This is a genomic window from Stutzerimonas stutzeri, from assembly GCF_018138085.1.
Lineage (GTDB): Bacteria > Pseudomonadota > Gammaproteobacteria > Pseudomonadales > Pseudomonadaceae > Stutzerimonas > Stutzerimonas stutzeri_AI.
In genome coordinates this window covers 3,501,379-3,517,519 of sequence record NZ_CP073105.1, presented here as the reverse complement: position 1 = coordinate 3,517,519, position 16,141 = coordinate 3,501,379, and the positions used below count along the sequence as shown (strand labels likewise).

11 protein-coding genes are annotated in these 16,141 nt (G+C 65.1%); 4 read left to right on the top strand and 7 right to left on the bottom strand.

What is annotated here, in order from left to right; genetic code table 11:
• Positions 1-8 precede the first annotated feature (8 nt).
• The 3 genes from KCX70_RS16190 to KCX70_RS16180 form a co-directional block, all read right to left on the bottom strand.
• Positions 9-1,538: a phosphate ABC transporter substrate-binding protein gene (locus KCX70_RS16190; RefSeq protein ID WP_392602486.1), complete on the bottom strand. Its 1,530-nt coding sequence runs from the start codon at positions 1,536-1,538 to the stop codon at positions 9-11.
• 102 nt (positions 1,539-1,640) lie between these two features.
• Positions 1,641-3,344, bottom strand: a complete 1,704-nt coding sequence (locus tag KCX70_RS16185) for a response regulator (RefSeq protein WP_212618144.1) — start codon at positions 3,342-3,344, stop codon at positions 1,641-1,643.
• The gene (locus KCX70_RS16180) at positions 3,331-4,854 is read right to left on the bottom strand and encodes an ATPase domain-containing protein (protein WP_249121652.1); all 1,524 of its coding nucleotides are present in this window, start codon (positions 4,852-4,854) and stop codon (positions 3,331-3,333) included. Before KCX70_RS16180 ends, KCX70_RS16185 begins: the two co-directional genes overlap by 14 nt.
• Positions 4,855-5,237: 383 nt before the next feature.
• On the opposite strand from KCX70_RS16180, the gene KCX70_RS16175 reads away from it, so the two are divergent.
• Positions 5,238-6,545 carry an ABC1 kinase family protein gene (locus tag KCX70_RS16175; protein WP_212618143.1) on the top strand — a complete coding sequence of 436 codons (1,308 nt, stop codon included), beginning with the start codon at positions 5,238-5,240 and terminating at the stop codon, positions 6,543-6,545.
• Between the two features lie 89 nt (positions 6,546-6,634).
• On the opposite strand, the gene KCX70_RS16170 is transcribed toward KCX70_RS16175, so the two are convergent.
• Positions 6,635-7,474: an isocitrate lyase/PEP mutase family protein gene (locus KCX70_RS16170; protein WP_212618142.1), complete on the bottom strand. Its 840-nt coding sequence runs from the start codon at positions 7,472-7,474 to the stop codon at positions 6,635-6,637.
• Between the two features lie 273 nt (positions 7,475-7,747).
• On the opposite strand from KCX70_RS16170, the gene KCX70_RS16165 reads away from it, so the two are divergent.
• Entirely contained in the window at positions 7,748-11,254 is a 3,507-nt protein-coding gene (locus tag KCX70_RS16165) for an AAA domain-containing protein (RefSeq protein WP_212618141.1), read from the top strand.
• 86 nt (positions 11,255-11,340) lie between these two features.
• A complete protein-coding gene (locus tag KCX70_RS16160) occupies positions 11,341-11,970 on the top strand; it encodes a LysE family translocator (RefSeq protein ID WP_212618140.1) in 630 nt (209 codons plus the stop codon).
• 51 nt (positions 11,971-12,021) lie between these two features.
• Here the strand turns inward: KCX70_RS16160 and KCX70_RS16155 are convergent, their stop codons facing one another.
• The 3 genes from KCX70_RS16155 to KCX70_RS16145 all read right to left on the bottom strand — a co-directional run bounded on the left by KCX70_RS16155 (position 12,022) and on the right by KCX70_RS16145 (position 14,869).
• Positions 12,022-12,504, bottom strand: coding sequence for a (R)-mandelonitrile lyase (locus KCX70_RS16155; RefSeq protein ID WP_212618139.1), 483 nt, complete (start codon positions 12,502-12,504; stop codon positions 12,022-12,024).
• Between the two features lie 57 nt (positions 12,505-12,561).
• A complete protein-coding gene (locus KCX70_RS16150) occupies positions 12,562-13,599 on the bottom strand; it encodes an alpha/beta hydrolase (RefSeq protein ID WP_102847653.1) in 1,038 nt (345 codons plus the stop codon).
• Between the two features lie 61 nt (positions 13,600-13,660).
• Entirely contained in the window at positions 13,661-14,869 is a 1,209-nt protein-coding gene (locus KCX70_RS16145; protein ID WP_392602481.1) for an MFS transporter, read from the bottom strand.
• A gap of 226 nt (positions 14,870-15,095) precedes the next feature.
• Here KCX70_RS16145 and KCX70_RS16140 point away from each other — a divergent pair, with 226 nt between their 5' ends.
• On the top strand, positions 15,096-15,998 hold the full coding sequence (locus tag KCX70_RS16140; protein WP_212618138.1) for a LysR family transcriptional regulator: 903 nt from the start codon (positions 15,096-15,098) through the stop codon (positions 15,996-15,998).
• The last annotated feature ends 143 nt before the right edge of the window (positions 15,999-16,141 follow it).

Genomic DNA, 16,141 nt, shown 5'->3' with positions numbered 1-16,141 from the left:
CCGATCGGTCAGTGCGGGGCCTGGTCGGTGTCGTCCCGGCGCGCCTGGATCTCGAAGGAGATGCTCCAGTTGTGTAGCGGGTAGGGGGCGTCGACCAGCGCAGCGATATTCGCCTCGTCCGGCATGCCTTCAGCCGGCAGGTATTCATAGCGGGCGTCGGCCCGGGTCGGGTCGCTGTCGCGCAACTCGCCCGCACCGCCCACGGCGTGGCTGGCATAGCGGATGCGCGGAGTGCCGACCAGCTCGCGTCCAGCGGTCAGGCGCACCACGGTGTCGGCGACCAGATCGACCGCTTCGATCGGCACCTCACCCTGCGCATCGCTCAACGTGAAGCCGCGGTTTTCGATCATTCGCTGCTGGTAACCCAGGTAGGGCTGGTCGAAGGCCAGGGGCGGGGAGGGCACGTGGAAGTCGATGAACACCTCCCGACCTTCGACCGAGGCGCCGAGCGGCGACAGCGGCTGCCAGTTGCGGCGCTCGACCACCACCTGGTGATAGACCTTGCCGAGCATCTGGCCGAACCAGCGATAGCCATTGGCGGACAGGTGCGTTCCCTTGTCCACGTAGGGGTAGACCGGGCCGGCGAGGTACCAGCTGGGCTCTTCCCGGGCGAGTTCCCACTGCGCCATGCCGATGTCGAGGCTGCCATCGACCACCGATGACTTGGCATCGGTCTGGTAGGTAATGAACGCCGGCGCGTCTGGCTGCCCGGCGATGGCCTGCGCGGTGTCGGCCGTCAGGTCGTTGCGCAGTTGGCGCAGGCGCTGCTTGTAATAGGCCTTGTCGTTGATCCCGCCCTGAACCTGCGCATAGTCGTATTCGCCCTGCAGCCAGAAGAAGGCGCTGATGCGGTAACTGGCATTCGCTGCGTCCGCGACCTGCTTGGCCTGGTCGACCGCCTGCAGGGCCCGGCGATACTCATGGGTGCCGCCGACCTTGGACAATTGCGCAATGGAACGGCCGGACGTGGCAGCGTTGCTGGCAAGGAACAGGTGCTCGGGGTCGGCCTTGATGCCTTTGCTCGCCAGATACAGGTGCCGAGCCATGTTCAGCGCGCCGACTTCCACCGATTCACCTTCTTCCTGGGCGTGCTCCTCCAGCGCCGCCACCGCCTGGCTATCAAGAATGACCTTCGGCTCACGCTTGAGCTGGACGACCGCTCGCAGTGGTTTGAACGCCGCTTCACCGACCGGGATGAAGCGCGCGCCGCTGAAGGTCGCCGAGCGCACCGAGTCGCCCAGCATCAGGTTGTCGTAACGCGGTTGCTTGGAGAGCGCGGGCCAGCCTTCGGCGGCCGAAGCGAGGGATTGGCCAAAGGTAATGATGTGGTTGTACCTGGCATCGACCGGCGGCGGATGGCCCATCGGTTTGCGCGCCATCTCCTGGCTCCAGCGCTTGTTCTGCGCATCGCGATCGGCAAGGGCCTGTTCGTTCGTCTGAGTCAGCAGCGGGCCGCCGCTCAGCAGCAGACTGGCCAAGAGCATGGCGCAGGAGACGGGCAGCGGCGCGTAATGGCAGGGGCGGGGGGAACAGGGCATGGCGGGACCTTTCGATGGCTGCGGACGAACGCCAAGCGGCCCGGGATCGGCGCGTGGGCGTCAAGGCTGCCGTTTCGACGGTCGGAGTCTCGCTTAGTTCGGCTAGCCCTGAATGCGCTCGGAAGCTGGGGCGGCCTGGACGCGTTCCAGCGCGGCCATGAGTGCAGCGGCGAGTTCTTCCAGCCGATAGGGCTTGGCCAGGATCTGCACGCCTTCGGCTTCGGCGGAATGCTTGACCGCGTCGGCGTAGCCACTGGTCAGCAGCACCGGCACGTCGAACCGCCGGGCGCGGATTTCACGCGCCAGTTCCAGGCCATTCATGCCGCCGGGCATCATCACGTCGGAAAACACGATGTCGACACTGCGACCGTTGGCCAGCGCACCCAGCGCGGCGGCGGCGCTAGCGGCATGGGTTACCTGATAGCCGAGGTGCTCGAGCATTTCGCCCACCAGCGCCGCCACTTCGACGTCGTCATCGACCAGCAGCACGTTGCCGGCCGACACGTCGACGGCCTCGTCGACCTGCGCCTGCTCCTTGGCCCGGCTCGGCATGCTGGTGGCGCGCGGCAGCAGCATCACCACGCTGGTGCCCTGAACGCAGTCGGTGTCGATCCACACCGAACCGCCGGACTGCCGGGCGAACCCATAGACCTGGGCAAGTCCGAGCCCGGAACCCTTGCCGATTTCCTTGGTAGTGAAGAAGGGGTCGAAGACCCGGTTGCGAACCTCCACCGGGATGCCGGTGCCGGTGTCGATCACCGCGAGCCGGACGAAGTCGCCACGCCGGCCCAGCACCTGCTCGTTCGGTGCATTCCGGGCCTGCAGCAGGATAGAGCCACCCTCGGGCATGGCGTCGCGGGCATTGACCGCCAGGTTGAGGATCACCAGCTCCAGCTCGCCCGGATCGACCTCGACCGGCCACAGATCCGGCGCGAACTCCTGTTTCACATGCACGTCACCGCGCAGGCTGCGGTCTAGCAGTTCGCGCATCTGGCTGATGCGCTGGGCCAGGTCCACCGGCTCGGGTGCCAGGGACTGGCGGCGGGAAAAGGCCAGCAACTGACGGGTCAGGGCCGAGCCTCGTTGGGCCGCCTGGCGCATGCCGTCCATCAGGCGCTTGCGCCGTTCCGGATCGGCGCGGCGGTCGAGCATGTCGAGCCCGCCGGAGATGACCATGAGCAGGTTGTTGAAATCATGGGCGATGCCGCCGGTGAGCTGGCCGATGGCTTCGATTTTTTGCGTCTGCCGCAGGGTTTCTTCGATATGCGCACGCTCGTCCATCTGGGTGCGCAGTTCCAGGTTGGCCTGCTCCAGCGCGCGGGTGCGCTCGACCACGAGGGCTTCGAGCTCGTGCGAAGCCTGTTCGCGGGCCTCGATCAAGGCGCGCACTTCGTATTGCCGAAGACGCCCGCGAACGGCAGCCAGCAGCGCGCTGGACAGGGTGATGCTCTGTACCGGGCGTTCCAGCAGCGAAACGTTGCGCAGGATCGCGACCATGCGTTGACGCCACGCGCTGACCGCCGGCTGTCGATGCTTGCTGGTCAGCACCACGAACGGAAAATCGGACCAGGCCGGCTGCTGGTCGACCCAGTTGCCGAGGTCCTGGAGATCCTGCCCGAACAGGGCCTCTTCGGCGATGAACACCGCATCGGCATCGCGTTCGGCGCGCTCCAGCACTTCAGCCAGGCTGTGACACACCTCGGCCTGCATGCCGCTGCGGCGCAACACATCGGCCGCGGCAGGGCCATCCCGGCCGATGGGGGCGAAGACGACTACTAAAGGGCTGTCTCGCTTAGGCGTCGTCATGCTCGTCTTTCATGAGAGGAGTCGCATCGCCGGTGTAGTGCGGCGTGCCCGAGAATATACCGGTGAAGTGCGTGAGCGGCGGTCCGACCTTGATGCCGGAGGCACCCAGGCGAAACTCCCTTATGGTGTCTTCGTGACGTCCGCTGCGCTTCTTGACCACCGACAGCGCACGTCGCACCACACCGGCGTGTTCGAAATAGCGCAGCATGATAACCGCATCACTGAGGTAGCTGATATCGATAGGCGTATCCATCGGGCCAACCAGGCCATGCTGAGCCAGCACCATCACGCTGATCACGCCTTTCTGGCCGAGATAGCTCAGCAGCTCATGCATCTGCAGGATCAGGAAGCGGCCGTCCGGCATGGCGTTCAGATACCCGTTGAGGCTGTCCATCACCACCAGCTGCGCCTTCTTCACCTCGACGCTATGGCGCACCGCGGCGGTGAACTCACCGGGCGACAGCTCGGCGGGATCGACCTGTTGCAGATGCAGCAGGCCGTTGTCGATCCAGGGTTGCAGATCCAACCCGAGCGCCCGGCCGCGCGCCAGCAGCGTACCGATGCCTTCGTCGAAGATGAAGAACGCCGCCTGTTCGCCGCGTCTGCAGGCCGCATCGGCGTAGGCCAGGGCAAGCGAGGACTTACCGACGCCGGCCGCTCCGATGAACAGCGCATTGGTGCCGCGTTCCAGTCCGCCGCCCAGCATCTGGTCCAGCTTGTCGTTGCCGCTGGAAGTGAGTTCGCCGACGAACGGGGAGTGGTGCTCAGCGGCAATCAGGCGCGGGTAGATCGCCAGCCCGCCTTTTTTGATCGTGAAGTCGTGATAACCGCCGCGGAACTGGATGCCGCGCATCTTGATGACGCGCAGACGGCGGCGCTCAGCGCCATAGTCGATGGCCAGCTGCTCGAGCTTCACCACGCCGTGGGAAATGGAGTGAAGCTGAAGATCACCGCTTTCGGACGTCTGGTCGTCGAGCAGGATCACCGTGCAGCGACGGGTGGTGAAAAAGTGCTTGATCGCCAGTACCTGTCGGCGATAACGCAGCGGACTCTGTGCCAGCAGACGCATCTCCGACAGGCTGTCGAAGATGACCCGGGTCGGATTGGTCTCGCTGACACGGTCGAAGACCTGTTTGGTCGTTTCGCTCAGCTCCATTTCCGCCGGATGCAGCACGGTCAGTTCGAGCTCGGGATCGAGCGTGTTCTCGGGCGTCACCAGTTCGAAAACATCGATGCCCTCGAGCGTCCAGCCGTGGCGCTTGGCGACCAGTTCCAGTTCGCGCTTGGTCTCCGACAGCGTCACGTAGAGCACCCGCTCGCCATGGCGCACGCCCTCGAGGAGAAACTGCAAGGCGATGGTGGTCTTGCCCGAACCGGGGCTGCCCTCGTAGAGATACATCCGATTGGGATCCAGGCCGCCGCCGAGGATGTCGTCGAGGCCTTCGCTGCCGGTGGAAATGCGCCGATCTTCCTCGCCCGCCGCCATACGGCTCTCATCGAAATCGTTCATCCAGTACTCCTTACGCCGCGTCTGCCGGGGCAGGCAGCGTATCTCTGTTCCGCGACGTCGGGCGTGGGTGCGCCGCAGTCGGGACACGCCCGTAAAGGCCGGTTAGGCGCTCGGGCAAGAACCCTTGGCGGATCGCCATAAGCAGCGCCGAGGCCCAGTGTTGCGGTCGGCAGGCGCCCGATCCAGGGGCGTAGCCTGACATCGGACTCGGCAACTGCCGTGCCGTTCCGCATGCTAGCAATATGACAGCTATTTAAGGTGCGTGATCGCGAGGCCTTGTCGAATAGACGCCCTCCCGGTTGCAACAGCTTGCAATTCGCTGGCGCTTGGATAGTCAGGCCTGCTGGCCCATGATCGACGCTTGGCCACTGCGGGTAATCTGCATGTCTCGATTCTCACGACCGTCGGCCTCGGCGTTGGGGCGCTTTCTGCATCTGGGCGGCACGGGTGCGCGCATCGCCGGCAATCTGCTGGTGCAGCGCATCACCCCCGGCGCCTCGCGTGTCGACTGGGCACCGGTCGGTGCGCTGCTGGGCGACACCCTGGGGCAGATGAAAGGTCCGGTACTCAAGCTCGGCCAGCAGGCGTCGCAGTGGCAGGACGTTTTGCCGCCGCCGATCAACGCGGCGCTGGCCCGTCTGCAGAATCAGGTCCCGTCGCTGCCGTTCGCCTCGCTGGAAGCGCATCTGCAACGGCTCTACGACGGCCAGCTCGATCAGCTGTTCGAATCCATCGAGCACCGGCCCGCGGCGGCCGCGTCGCTGGGCCAGGTCCACCGCGCCCGCGACCGGCAGGGGCGGGCGCTGATCATGAAGATCCAGTATCCCGGCATCCGTGCGATCTGCGACGCCGACCTGCGCCAGCTGCGGCGCCTGATGCCCCTCGGACGCCTGTTCGGCACGCCGGCGGCGCGACTCGAGTCGGTCTACCGCGAACTGCAACACGCCATCGAGCAGGAACTCGATTACGACGCCGAACGGCGCAGCGCCGAGCGCTTCGGTGCGCATTTCGCCGAGTGGCCGGGCGTGGACATTCCATTTGTCGCGACGGAGCTGTGCCGTCCGGGGGTGCTGGTGCAGCAGGAACTGCCGGGACGGTCGATGAACGAGGTCGACCTGGCCACCGCCGACACGCGCCAGCAGCTCGCCGAAACCCTCTGTCGGTGGCTGGCCGAACAGGCCTTCGGGATGGGGCTGCTGCATGCCGACCCGCACCCGGGCAACCTCGCCTGGCGTGAGGCGGGGGAGCTGGTGGTCTATGACTTCGGCGCCGTCGTGCCACTGTCGACGCCCTTGTTGCGGGCCTACGTGCAGCTCTTCGATGCGCTGCGCGGCCCCTCCAGCGAGGCGCTGGAGGCGGGCTTCCAGGCGCTCGGCGGACGCCAGCCCGGCAGCGTGCCGCCGCATGGGCTGTACCGTCGTATCCACCAGCTGCTGCACCCCCTGCTCCAGCCCGGTGCCCAGTGGGACTTCCGCGGCGCATCGCTGCACCAGCAACTGGTCGAGCTGTTTCCGCTGGTGATGTCCGCGCTCGGCAGTCTGCAGCCAGCCTCCGGCACGCTACTGGTCAACCGTACGCTGGAAGGGCATTACTGGAACCTCTACCGGCTCGGCGCGTGCCTGCCCATTGCCGATCTGCTCGCCGGGCATATCGAGCGCTGGCGTAGTGAAACCGACCCCCGTAGCCCCTAAGCCTGTCCTGAATTTGTACCGTAGGTGATCGACATTGCCCTGGGTGACGCGGGGACGTGCCGGTAGTGATTGCGGGTACTGCCGCGGTTTCAGTTACCGGACCTGTTCGAGCGCAGCCGTTCATCGAGTTCCGCACCCGATAGCGCATCGCGCAAGCCATCGAAACGACCTTGCTCGATCATCGTCCGCGCTGCGCTCATGAAGCCGCCCCAGGCGGCGCGGGCCAAGGCCCCGCCGACGCTGATACGACGCACGCCTAGCTCGGCCAGCGCCTCGACCGTCAGCTCGCTGCTCCAGCCGATCAGCACGTTCACCGGCTTGGGCGCGACGGCGCTGACCACCGTCTGGATCTCCTCCCGGGTCCTGAGGCCTGGCGCGTACAAGCAGTCCGCGCCGGCCTGCGAATAGGCGAGCAGGCGTTCGACGGTATCGTCGAAGTCGTTACGCCCCATGAAGTGATTTTCCGCGCGCGCCACCAGCAGGGTGTCGCCGCCGAGAGCGTCGATGGCGGCGCGCGCCGCTTGCAAGCGCTCCACGGCTTGCGCCTTGTCGCGCACGGGTTGGTCAGGGTCGCCGGTCGAATCCTCGACGGACAGGCCCGCCACGCCGGTGTCCACCGCCAGGCTGACGCTTTCGAAAACCTCTTCCGGGGTACGCCCGAAACCGCTCTCGAAGTCCGCGTTGATCGGCAAATCGCTGATGGCCGCCATATAACGCAGGTGCGCCAGGGTATCGGCGCGTGACAGTTGGCCGTCCGCCAGCCCTTGCGACCAGGCATAGCCCGAGCTGGTGGTCGCCAGGGCCCGGTAGCCGAGCTGCTCGAGCAGACGGGCGCCGGCGGCGTCCCAGGGATTGGGCAGCAGAAAGCACCCCGCACGGTGCATCTCGCGAAACGTCGCGCGTTTTTCGCTCACGGTAGGTCGGGTCATGGCGTCTCCTCCGGCGTGGCTGCCGCACTCTTTATAGCCCAACAGCGGGAGCCGTGCGGCCTCGTCGCTGACCGGCTGCGGCTCAGGATCCCGGATATGTCCGAGATAGCCGATCCTGTGCCGATCGTGTCCGCCACGACGGAATGCTCCAACCCTTATGCTAGAGCGGTTACTTCGCCCTTCCGATTGGCCATCGCGTGCGCGAGCCGCTACGCTCGAACCGCCTTTTAAACCTTTCTGTCCCGCTGCATCAGAGGTGCGTTGACGTCGACGATGAATGATTACGCGTTCAAACTTGCCAACTACTGGCGAAACTCGCTGGCTGATGCCGAAAACGGCAACGGTGCCCTGTCCCTCAGCCAGGCTGAAAAACTCCTCGCCCTGCCGGCCGAATCCCTCGCCTCGGGTTGCCTGCCCGAAGGGCTGGTCAATCAGCTGTTCGCGAGCGAGCCCGACGACACCCCGTTTGTCGACATCACCCTGCGCCCGTGGGTTTTCCGGGCCCGCCGCGAGCATGGCCGGGTTCGCAACGGGCTACCGGCGATCATCACGCCAGTGATCTGCCAGGTCTCGGTCAGTCGAGATGGTCGGCTGCATCCGAGCGCGCAAACCATGATGCCGCGCGACATTCTCGAACCGCTGGACCGAGACAACTTCGCCATTGGCGCGCAGGTCGATCTGGATGCGTTTCTGTCCGCCGACGATGGCAAACGGTTCGACCCGCCTGTAGATGCCGAAGCCCTGAGCGACGATCAGCATCAGGCCAACTGGCGCGAATATCTGCAGTTCTGCATGAAGATGTTCCGCGAAGTCAGCGGCGGATGGGACGGCAAGGCGGACGGCTTCGAGTTGGCTGACTTCGGCTACCTGTTCAAGGAGGAGAAGGTCGAGGGCTTCAGCCGCAATATCGTTGCGCTCTACGACCATCTGCGTGATACCAGGCCAGCGGTGCCGCTGTTCGAGCGCTTCGCCCAGCGCGAGCGCAGCCCCGACGAACCGTGCCTCGTGGCCAATGGGCTGTTTGCCGAGCGACTCGCTCACGCGGGCGACGAATACGCTCTGGCGCCTGCCCAGCGGGACAGTTTGACCCATCTGCTGAATGGGCGATCCGGCGATATCCTCGCCGTCAACGGGCCGCCCGGTACCGGCAAGACCACGCTACTGCTTTCGGTCGTCGCGTCGCTTTGGGCCAAGGCCGCGTTGGCGGGTGGAGAGCCGCCGGTCATCGTGGCCAGCTCCACCAACAATCAAGCCGTGACCAACATCATCACTGCGTTCGGCAAGGATTTCTCTGCAGGCAGCGGTCCGTTCGCAGGCCGTTGGTTGCCGGATATCAAAAGCTTTGGCGCGTACTTTCCCAAGGCGTCGGCGGAAGCGGAAATGTCCCGCACCTACCAGACCCGGAGCTTTTTCACCGGGCTCGAGTCGCAGGACTACCTGGACAAGGCGCAGCAGGCTTATCTCGCGCACTCCGCCGATGCCTTCCCGGATATGCAGAGCCCAGGCGTTGCGGACACGGTCGAGCGCCTGCGCGATGCGATCCGCGGCCGCCAGCAACAGCTCGCGAGTATCGAACAGGCCTGGGCCAGGTTGGTCGAGGCGCGCGATGCGATTCGGACGTTGCTGGGTGAAGACCCCAAGGCAGCTATCGCGCAGCTCGACGCACGGCAGCGCAGCTGTGCCGAGCAGTTGGCTGATGCCCAGGCGATGCTGACGCGTTTCAAGCATTACCTCGCCCATGAGCCGCTGCTCTACACCTTGTTCGGCTGGTTTGGCCCGGTTGCCGGCAAACGGCTGCGTCTGGCGAAACTGCAGTTCGACGAAACCGCGTCCGATCTGCAGAGTGCTGCCAGCGTGGGAGAAATCGAGGCGAGGCTGACCGCCGCTATGGCGCAAGCCAGCAAGGCGCAGAAAACGGCCGAAGCGCAATTGCAGCAGGCGCAGCAACTGCAGCTGGCTGAACAGCGCCAGCTGGCTAACTGGCAGAGCGCGATAGCTGTATTGCCGACCCCCGTGGACAAGACCGCCGCTGAAATCACCCTCTACGATTGCGACAGCTGGGCGGACACGACCCTGCGCTTCGAAATATTCCTGCTGACCACCCATTACTGGGAAGGGCGCTGGCTGATGGAGGTCGCCGAAAACCTGCCCGAAATTATCAAAAGCCGCAGCAAGACCGGTCGCAAGACCCTGGAGCAGAACTGGCGCCGCTGGATGAAGCTCACACCCTGCCTGGTTGCCACGTTCTTCATGCTGCCGAAGGAGTTGCGCTGCAAACGGCATGATGGCAACGGCTTCGTCGACGCCTACGCGCTCGACTTCATCGATCTGCTGATCGTCGATGAGGCCGGGCAGGTCCTGCCCGAGGTGGCTGCGCCCTCGTTCGCGCTTGCCCGGCAGGCGTTGGTGATCGGCGATACCCAGCAGATCGAGCCGATCTGGTCGATCCCGACAGCGGTCGATATCGGCAACCTCATCAGCGCGGGTTTGCTGGGGCGCGACAATGTGGACGACGATTACGCCGCGTTCTGCGAGGGCGGGCGCAGTGCCGCCAATGGCAGCGTCATGGCGATCGCCCAGGCGACCAGCCGCTATCACTACGATCCCGATCTTGCGCGGGGCATGTATCTGTACGAGCACCGCCGCTGTTACGACCCGATCATCGAGTACTGCAACGCCCTTTGCTACAAGGGCAAGCTGCAACCGCGCCGGGGCCCGAAACCGGAAGGCGGCCTGCCTGGGCTTGGCTATCTGCACATCGACGGCATCTGCCAGCAAAGCCACGGCGGCAGTCGCCATAACCTGCTGGAGGCGCAGACGATCGCCGCGTGGCTCAAGGCGAACGAAGCCGATCTGAGACAACGCTATGGAAAGGAACTGTGGGAAATCGTTGGCGTGATCACGCCATTCGGTGCGCAGACGCAGGCGATCACCCAGGCGTGTGCGGCGTTGGGCATCAGCACCGGAAAGGGTGATGGAGAAATGACGGTGGGTACCGTTCATTCCTTCCAGGGGGCCGAGCGGCCGGTGGTGATCTTTTCCGCCGTCTATTCCAAGCATGCCGACGGCCAATTCATCGACCGCAAGGACAGCATGCTCAACGTGGCGGTATCGCGCGCCAAGGACAGCTTTCTGGTGTTCGGCGACATGGATTTGTTCAGTCAGCAACCGGGCGGCAAACCGCGTGGGCTGCTGGCTCAGTTTCTGTTCGCCGATTCAGCGAGCGAGCTGATCTTCGAGCAGCAGCCCAGGCAGGACCTGCAGACGCCCCGTACCGGTCTGATCCACCTGCATGACGTTGCGGAGCACGACGGCTTTTTGAAGCAGACGCTGGAAACGGCTCGTCATCAGGTACAGATCGTGACGCCCTGGGTGGTCGAACGATGGATGCAGCAAAGTGGTGCGCTGGACCTGATGGGCCACGCGGTGCAGCGCGGCGTTCAGGTCACCGTGTATACCGACCTACGCTTCAATACCGACATCAAGCGCACCCAGCCTAAAGGTGATCCGCAACGCATCGCTGAGTTCCGGGATGCGATCGCCGCGCTCAGGGCTCGCAGTGTCGAGGTGCGCATCGTCCATAAAGTGCACAGCAAGATCCTCATGGCCGACGACGAGCTGTTGTGTGTAGGCTCGTTCAACTGGCTGAGCGCGCAGCGTCACGGCGACTATGTGCACCACGAAACATCCATGGTCTATCGTGGCGCGGATGTCAGTGGTGAACTGGCAGTCAACCGCACCAGCCTGACGCAACGGGTGATTCGCCGTGGCGATATCTGACAGCCGCCACTCGGATGGATCACCGAGCCGCCGGGTTCCCTGCAGATGATTGGTCCCTTGCCTTCGACAATCTGGATGACTGACTCATGATCGACCTTCCGCTCTTGCTCGCCTTTATCGCAGCCGCTTCGCTTCTCACCGTGACGCCGGGCGTCGATACGGCCATCGTGTTGCGCACGGCGACGCTGGAAGGGCGGCGTCAGGCGGTGCTGGCCGGGGCGGGTATTTGCCTCGGCTGCCTGGCCTGGGGGGTGGCGGTGTCGCTCGGGCTGGGTGCGCTGCTGCAGGCCTCCGAGCTGGCCTATACGGTGGTCAAGTTCGCCGGCGCCGCCTACCTGATCTGGCTGGGCTCGCGGCTGCTGTTCCGGCCCCGCGCCTCGTTCGATACGGGGACGGGCAAGGGGATGTCTGGTGGGCACGGCCAGGCCTTCTGGCGCGGGCTGCTGACCAACCTGCTCAATCCGAAAATCGGCGTGTTCTACGTGACTTTCCTGCCGCAGTTCGTCCCGCTCGGCGCCGACGTGGCGGGCTACTCGTTCTTCCTGGCCTGCCTGCACGTGTTGCTGACGCTGGCCTGGTTCGCCGTGCTCATCGCCGCGACCGTTCCCCTCGGGAAGCTGTTGCGGCGCCCAGCGTTGACCCGGGCGCTGGATCGGGTAACCGGTGGTGTGCTGGTTGCGTTCGGCGTGCGGCTGGCGACCTCCAGCGCGCCGTAGCGAAGCAGGAGGCTTGCGACGTGACGCCACCGAGCCTTGCCCGAATGCGCTTTACCGGGAGCCCTGGTATTGCGCGTCGCTGACCTTTTCGAGCCACTCGACGTTCTGGCCCTTTTCATCGACCGCGGTGACGGCAATGTGAGTCATGGCGGTGTTCGGCGCGGCGCCATGCCAATGCTTGACGCCCGGTGGGCACCAGACCACGTCGCCCGGCTTGATCTCCTGGATGGGCTTGCCCCATTGCTGGGTGCGTCCCACGCCAGCGGTGACCACCAGATATTGGCCCTTGGGATGGGTGTGCCAGGCCGAGCGTGCGCCGGGCTCGAAGGTCACGTAGGCGCCGGAGGCGTTCATATGTTCGTTCGCGCCGTAGAGTGGGTCGATGCGCGCATGGCCGGTGAACCACGCTTCCGGGCCGGCGATGGATGCCTGGCTGCCGGCGACGGCGATGCGTTGGTCTTCGGTGTTGCTTTCGGCGGCGAACACTATCGGCACCAGGACTGAGGTCAACAGGGTTATCAGTGGCTTGCGCATAGGTCTCTCCGTATCGGATGGGCTGATGTCACGGCCTTGGCCGAGCAGTTTTCTCGATCACTCGCCCAGGTTGTGCTTGAAGAAAGTCGCCAGCTTGTCGAAGGGGATCAGGTCGACGCGGTCGTAGAGATCGACGTGCCCAGCGCCCTTGACCCACACCAGTTCCTTCGGCTCGCCGGCCAGGCGATAGGCCGCTTCGCTGAATTCCCTCGAATGCGCCTCGTCGCCGGAAATGAACAGCATCGGGCGCGGCGAAATCGTCTCGATGTCGTTGAACGGGTAGAAGTTCATGAACTTCACGTTGCTGGTCAGCGTCGGGTGCGTGGTCAGCTCGGGCGTTGAGCTGGCCGGGGTGAACTCGCCGCGTGGCGTGCGGTAGAAGTCGTAGAACTCGCGCTGGATCGGATGGGTGTCGGCGTCCAGCTGATGCACCGTGCCGCTGGTGTAGCGGGTCTCGCCGCCGGTGAATTCGACGTAGCGTTGCTCGGCCGCCTCGGCGAGGATCTGTTTGCGCTGCTCGGGCGTCTGCGACTTGTTCAGGGCGTCGCGGTTGGCCGCGCCCATGTCGTACATGCTGACGGTCGCGATGGCCTTCATGCGCGGGTCGATCTTGGCCGCGCTGATGACGAAGCTGCCGCTGCCGCAGATGCCCAGCACGCCGATCCGCTCGCGGTCCACGAAGGGCTGCGTACCGAGGTAGTCCACCGCGGCGCTGAAGGCTTCGGCATAGATGTCCGGCGCCACTGCGTTGCGCGGCTGGCCTTCGCTTTCGCCCCAGAATGACTGGTCGATGGCGAGCGTGATAAAGCCTTGCTCGGCGAGCTTCTGCGCGTAGAGATTCGAACTTTGTTCCTTCACCGCGCCCATGGGGTGGCCGACGATGATCGCCGGGTAGCGGGTGTTGCGGTCGGCGTTGCTGGGCATGAACAGGTTGCCCCCGACTTTCATCCTGTACTGGTTGTCGAACCGGACTTTCTCCTGGGTCAGGCTTTCGCTCTTGTAGAAGTTGTCGGCACCGTCGGACATGTCCTGCCCCATCGCGTTGAAGGTGTAGGCGCTGGTCATGAGACCTACCGCCAATAGCAGTTCTTTCATCGTCCCGTCCTTTCATTCAGTGAGTGGCGGCCGCTTGGCCGGGGTTGGTTGCGCCGACGCCTCATGAGCCGTCGGCCTGCGTACGTGACGTCGCGAAGGTGAGGCAGGCTGCGCCCAGCAGCAGCGCCGCACTGGCGAAAAAGGTCGCGCGGTAGCCGCTGGCGTCGAACAGCACACCGCCCAGCGTGGAGCCCATGGCGATCGACAGTTGAATGACCGCCACCATCAGCCCGCCGCCGGCCTCGGCGTGTTGCGGAAAGGTCGCTGGTATCCAGCTCCACCAGCCCACCGGGGCGGCGGTGGCGATGAGGCCCCAGATGCCGAGCAGCACGACCACAACGGCCATCGTGTGTCCGAACAGCGTCAGCAGCAGCGCAATCGCCGCCATGAGCATCGGGATGCCGATCAGCGTCGGATACAGGCCACGCCTGAGCACCGCGCTGATCAGCAGCGTGCCGATAAAGCCCATCACCCCGATCACCAGCAGCACCAGCGACAGCATGGCGACATCGACCAGCGTCACCGTCTCGAGGAAGGGGCGCAGATAGGTGAACAGCGTGAACTGGCCCATGAAGAACACGCCGACGGCCAGCATGCCCAGGGTCACCACCGGGTGCCGGAGCAGCTTGAAGGCCTGTAACGGCCGGGCTTTATGCGAATCCGAGGGCATGGACGGCAGGCTGATCCACTGCCAGACCAGCGCGGCGAGGGCCACCGGCACCAGGCACAGGAAGGCGCCACGCCAGCCAATGACCGAGCCCAGGTAGCTGCCCAGCGGGGCGGCAATCACGGTCGCCAACGCATTGCCGCCGTTGAACACCGCCAGCGCGCGCGGGACTTGATCCGGCGGCACCAGGCGCATGGCCGTCGCCGCGGACATCGACCAGAAGCCGCCGACCACCACGCCGATCAGCGCGCGGCCCACCATGTAGGTCGCGTAGTTTGGCGCGAGGGCGACGACCGCGCCGGACAGCCCCATGATGCCGGTCAGCACCAATAGCAGCACCTTGCGGTTCATGCGTCCGGCGAGTGCCGAGATGAACAGGCTGGTCACTACCGCGAACGCCCCGGAAATTGCGATGCCCTGGCCAGCCATTCCCTCGCTGACTCCGAGATCGGCGGCGATGGGGGTGAGCAGGCTGACGGGCATGAACTCCGAGGCGATCAGCGCGAAGACGCACATCGACATGGCGAACACGCCGCCCCAATGCGCAGGCTGCCGTGCGGTCTCGCGGGCGTCGGATGTTGCGTCGGTTATGCAGCTGGTCATGGGTGGCGATACCCCTCGGTGGCGGCAAGGGCCGCAGTGCCTGGCTGACGCGGCGGCTGCTTCCTCGCAAAATGGATTGCGAGCCGGCGGCAACGCGACGTCTCTGCCGAGCATTGTCTCGGGATAGGGCTATCCTGATTAGCTAATGAATGCTTAAAACCGCTATAAGCGCCGCTAATCAGTCATTTGTGCCAAGCTAGACGAAACATCAACAGACCCTAGGCCCATGGTCAGACGCAATCTCAACGATCTCCTCTCGTTCGTCACCGTCGCGCGTGAAGGCAGCTTCACCCGTGCCGCGGCGCAGCTGGGCGTCTCGCAGTCAGCGCTGAGCCAGGCGGTCAGCGGGCTGGAGAAGCGCCTGGACATTCGCCTGCTCACCCGCACCACACGCAGTGTCTCGCCGACGCCGGCCGGTGAACGGCTGTTGCGGGCCATCGGTCATCGCTTCGATGAGATCGAGGCCGAGCTGGACGTGTTGACCGACCTGCGCGAGAAACCGGCCGGCACGGTGCGGATCACCTGCGGCGACCATGTGTTGCGGACCCTGTTGCTGCCCAAGCTCACGCCGCTGCTCAAGGCCTTCCCCGATATCAACGTCGAGTTCGACGTCAACTACGGTTTTCGCGACATCGTCGCCGACCGCTTCGATGCGGGCGTGCGCCTGGGCGACACCATCGACAAGGACATGATCGCCATGCCCATCGGCCCGCCGCTGCGGATGGCCGCCGTGGCATCGCCGGCTTATTTTGCAGAGCATTCCAGGCCGAGTACGCCGCAGGAGCTGACCGCGCACCGCTGCATCAACCTGCGTTTCCCGACCCATGGCGGGCTGTACGTCTGGGAATTCGAGAAAGGCGAGCAGGCACTGAACGTCCGCGTCGAGGGCCAGGTGGTGCTCAACAGCACGCCGCACATCGTGCTCGCCGCCCTCGAGGGCCTGGGCATTGCCTTCCTGCCGGAAGACGAATTCGCCCCGCACCTCGAAGAAGGCCGGCTGGTGCGGGTGCTGGATGATTGGTGCGAGCCGTTCGATGGCTACTACCTGTACTACCCCAGCCGCAAGCAGCCCTCGCCGGCGTTCAGGCTGGTGCTCGATGCGCTGCGTCTCCCGCCCCGGAAGCGGTAAGGGCGAGACCACGCCGCCCTGCATGGCGAATTCGGTACGAGGACTTCGATCAGATGGGAGCTGCGACGCGGTCTCATGAGGCCTGATGCGCCGCAGCGGGCGGCGCATCGACGGTCAGGGCAGTGCCGCACTTGGGTGTGCGG

Coding starts and splice junctions, on each gene's coding strand:
- KCX70_RS16190 (WP_392602486.1), bottom strand. CDS start 1,538: ATGCCCTGTTCCCCCCGCCCCTGCCATTACGCGCCGCTGCCCGTCTCC.
- KCX70_RS16185 (WP_212618144.1), bottom strand. CDS start 3,344: ATGACGACGCCTAAGCGAGACAGCCCTTTAGTAGTCGTCTTCGCCCCC.
- KCX70_RS16180 (WP_249121652.1), bottom strand. CDS start 4,854: ATGAACGATTTCGATGAGAGCCGTATGGCGGCGGGCGAGGAAGATCGG.
- KCX70_RS16175 (WP_212618143.1), top strand. CDS start 5,238: ATGTCTCGATTCTCACGACCGTCGGCCTCGGCGTTGGGGCGCTTTCTG.
- KCX70_RS16170 (WP_212618142.1), bottom strand. CDS start 7,474: ATGACCCGACCTACCGTGAGCGAAAAACGCGCGACGTTTCGCGAGATG.
- KCX70_RS16165 (WP_212618141.1), top strand. CDS start 7,748: ATGAATGATTACGCGTTCAAACTTGCCAACTACTGGCGAAACTCGCTG.
- KCX70_RS16160 (WP_212618140.1), top strand. CDS start 11,341: ATGATCGACCTTCCGCTCTTGCTCGCCTTTATCGCAGCCGCTTCGCTT.
- KCX70_RS16155 (WP_212618139.1), bottom strand. CDS start 12,504: ATGCGCAAGCCACTGATAACCCTGTTGACCTCAGTCCTGGTGCCGATA.
- KCX70_RS16150 (WP_102847653.1), bottom strand. CDS start 13,599: ATGAAAGAACTGCTATTGGCGGTAGGTCTCATGACCAGCGCCTACACC.
- KCX70_RS16145 (WP_392602481.1), bottom strand. CDS start 14,869: ATGACCAGCTGCATAACCGACGCAACATCCGACGCCCGCGAGACCGCA.
- KCX70_RS16140 (WP_212618138.1), top strand. CDS start 15,096: ATGGTCAGACGCAATCTCAACGATCTCCTCTCGTTCGTCACCGTCGCG.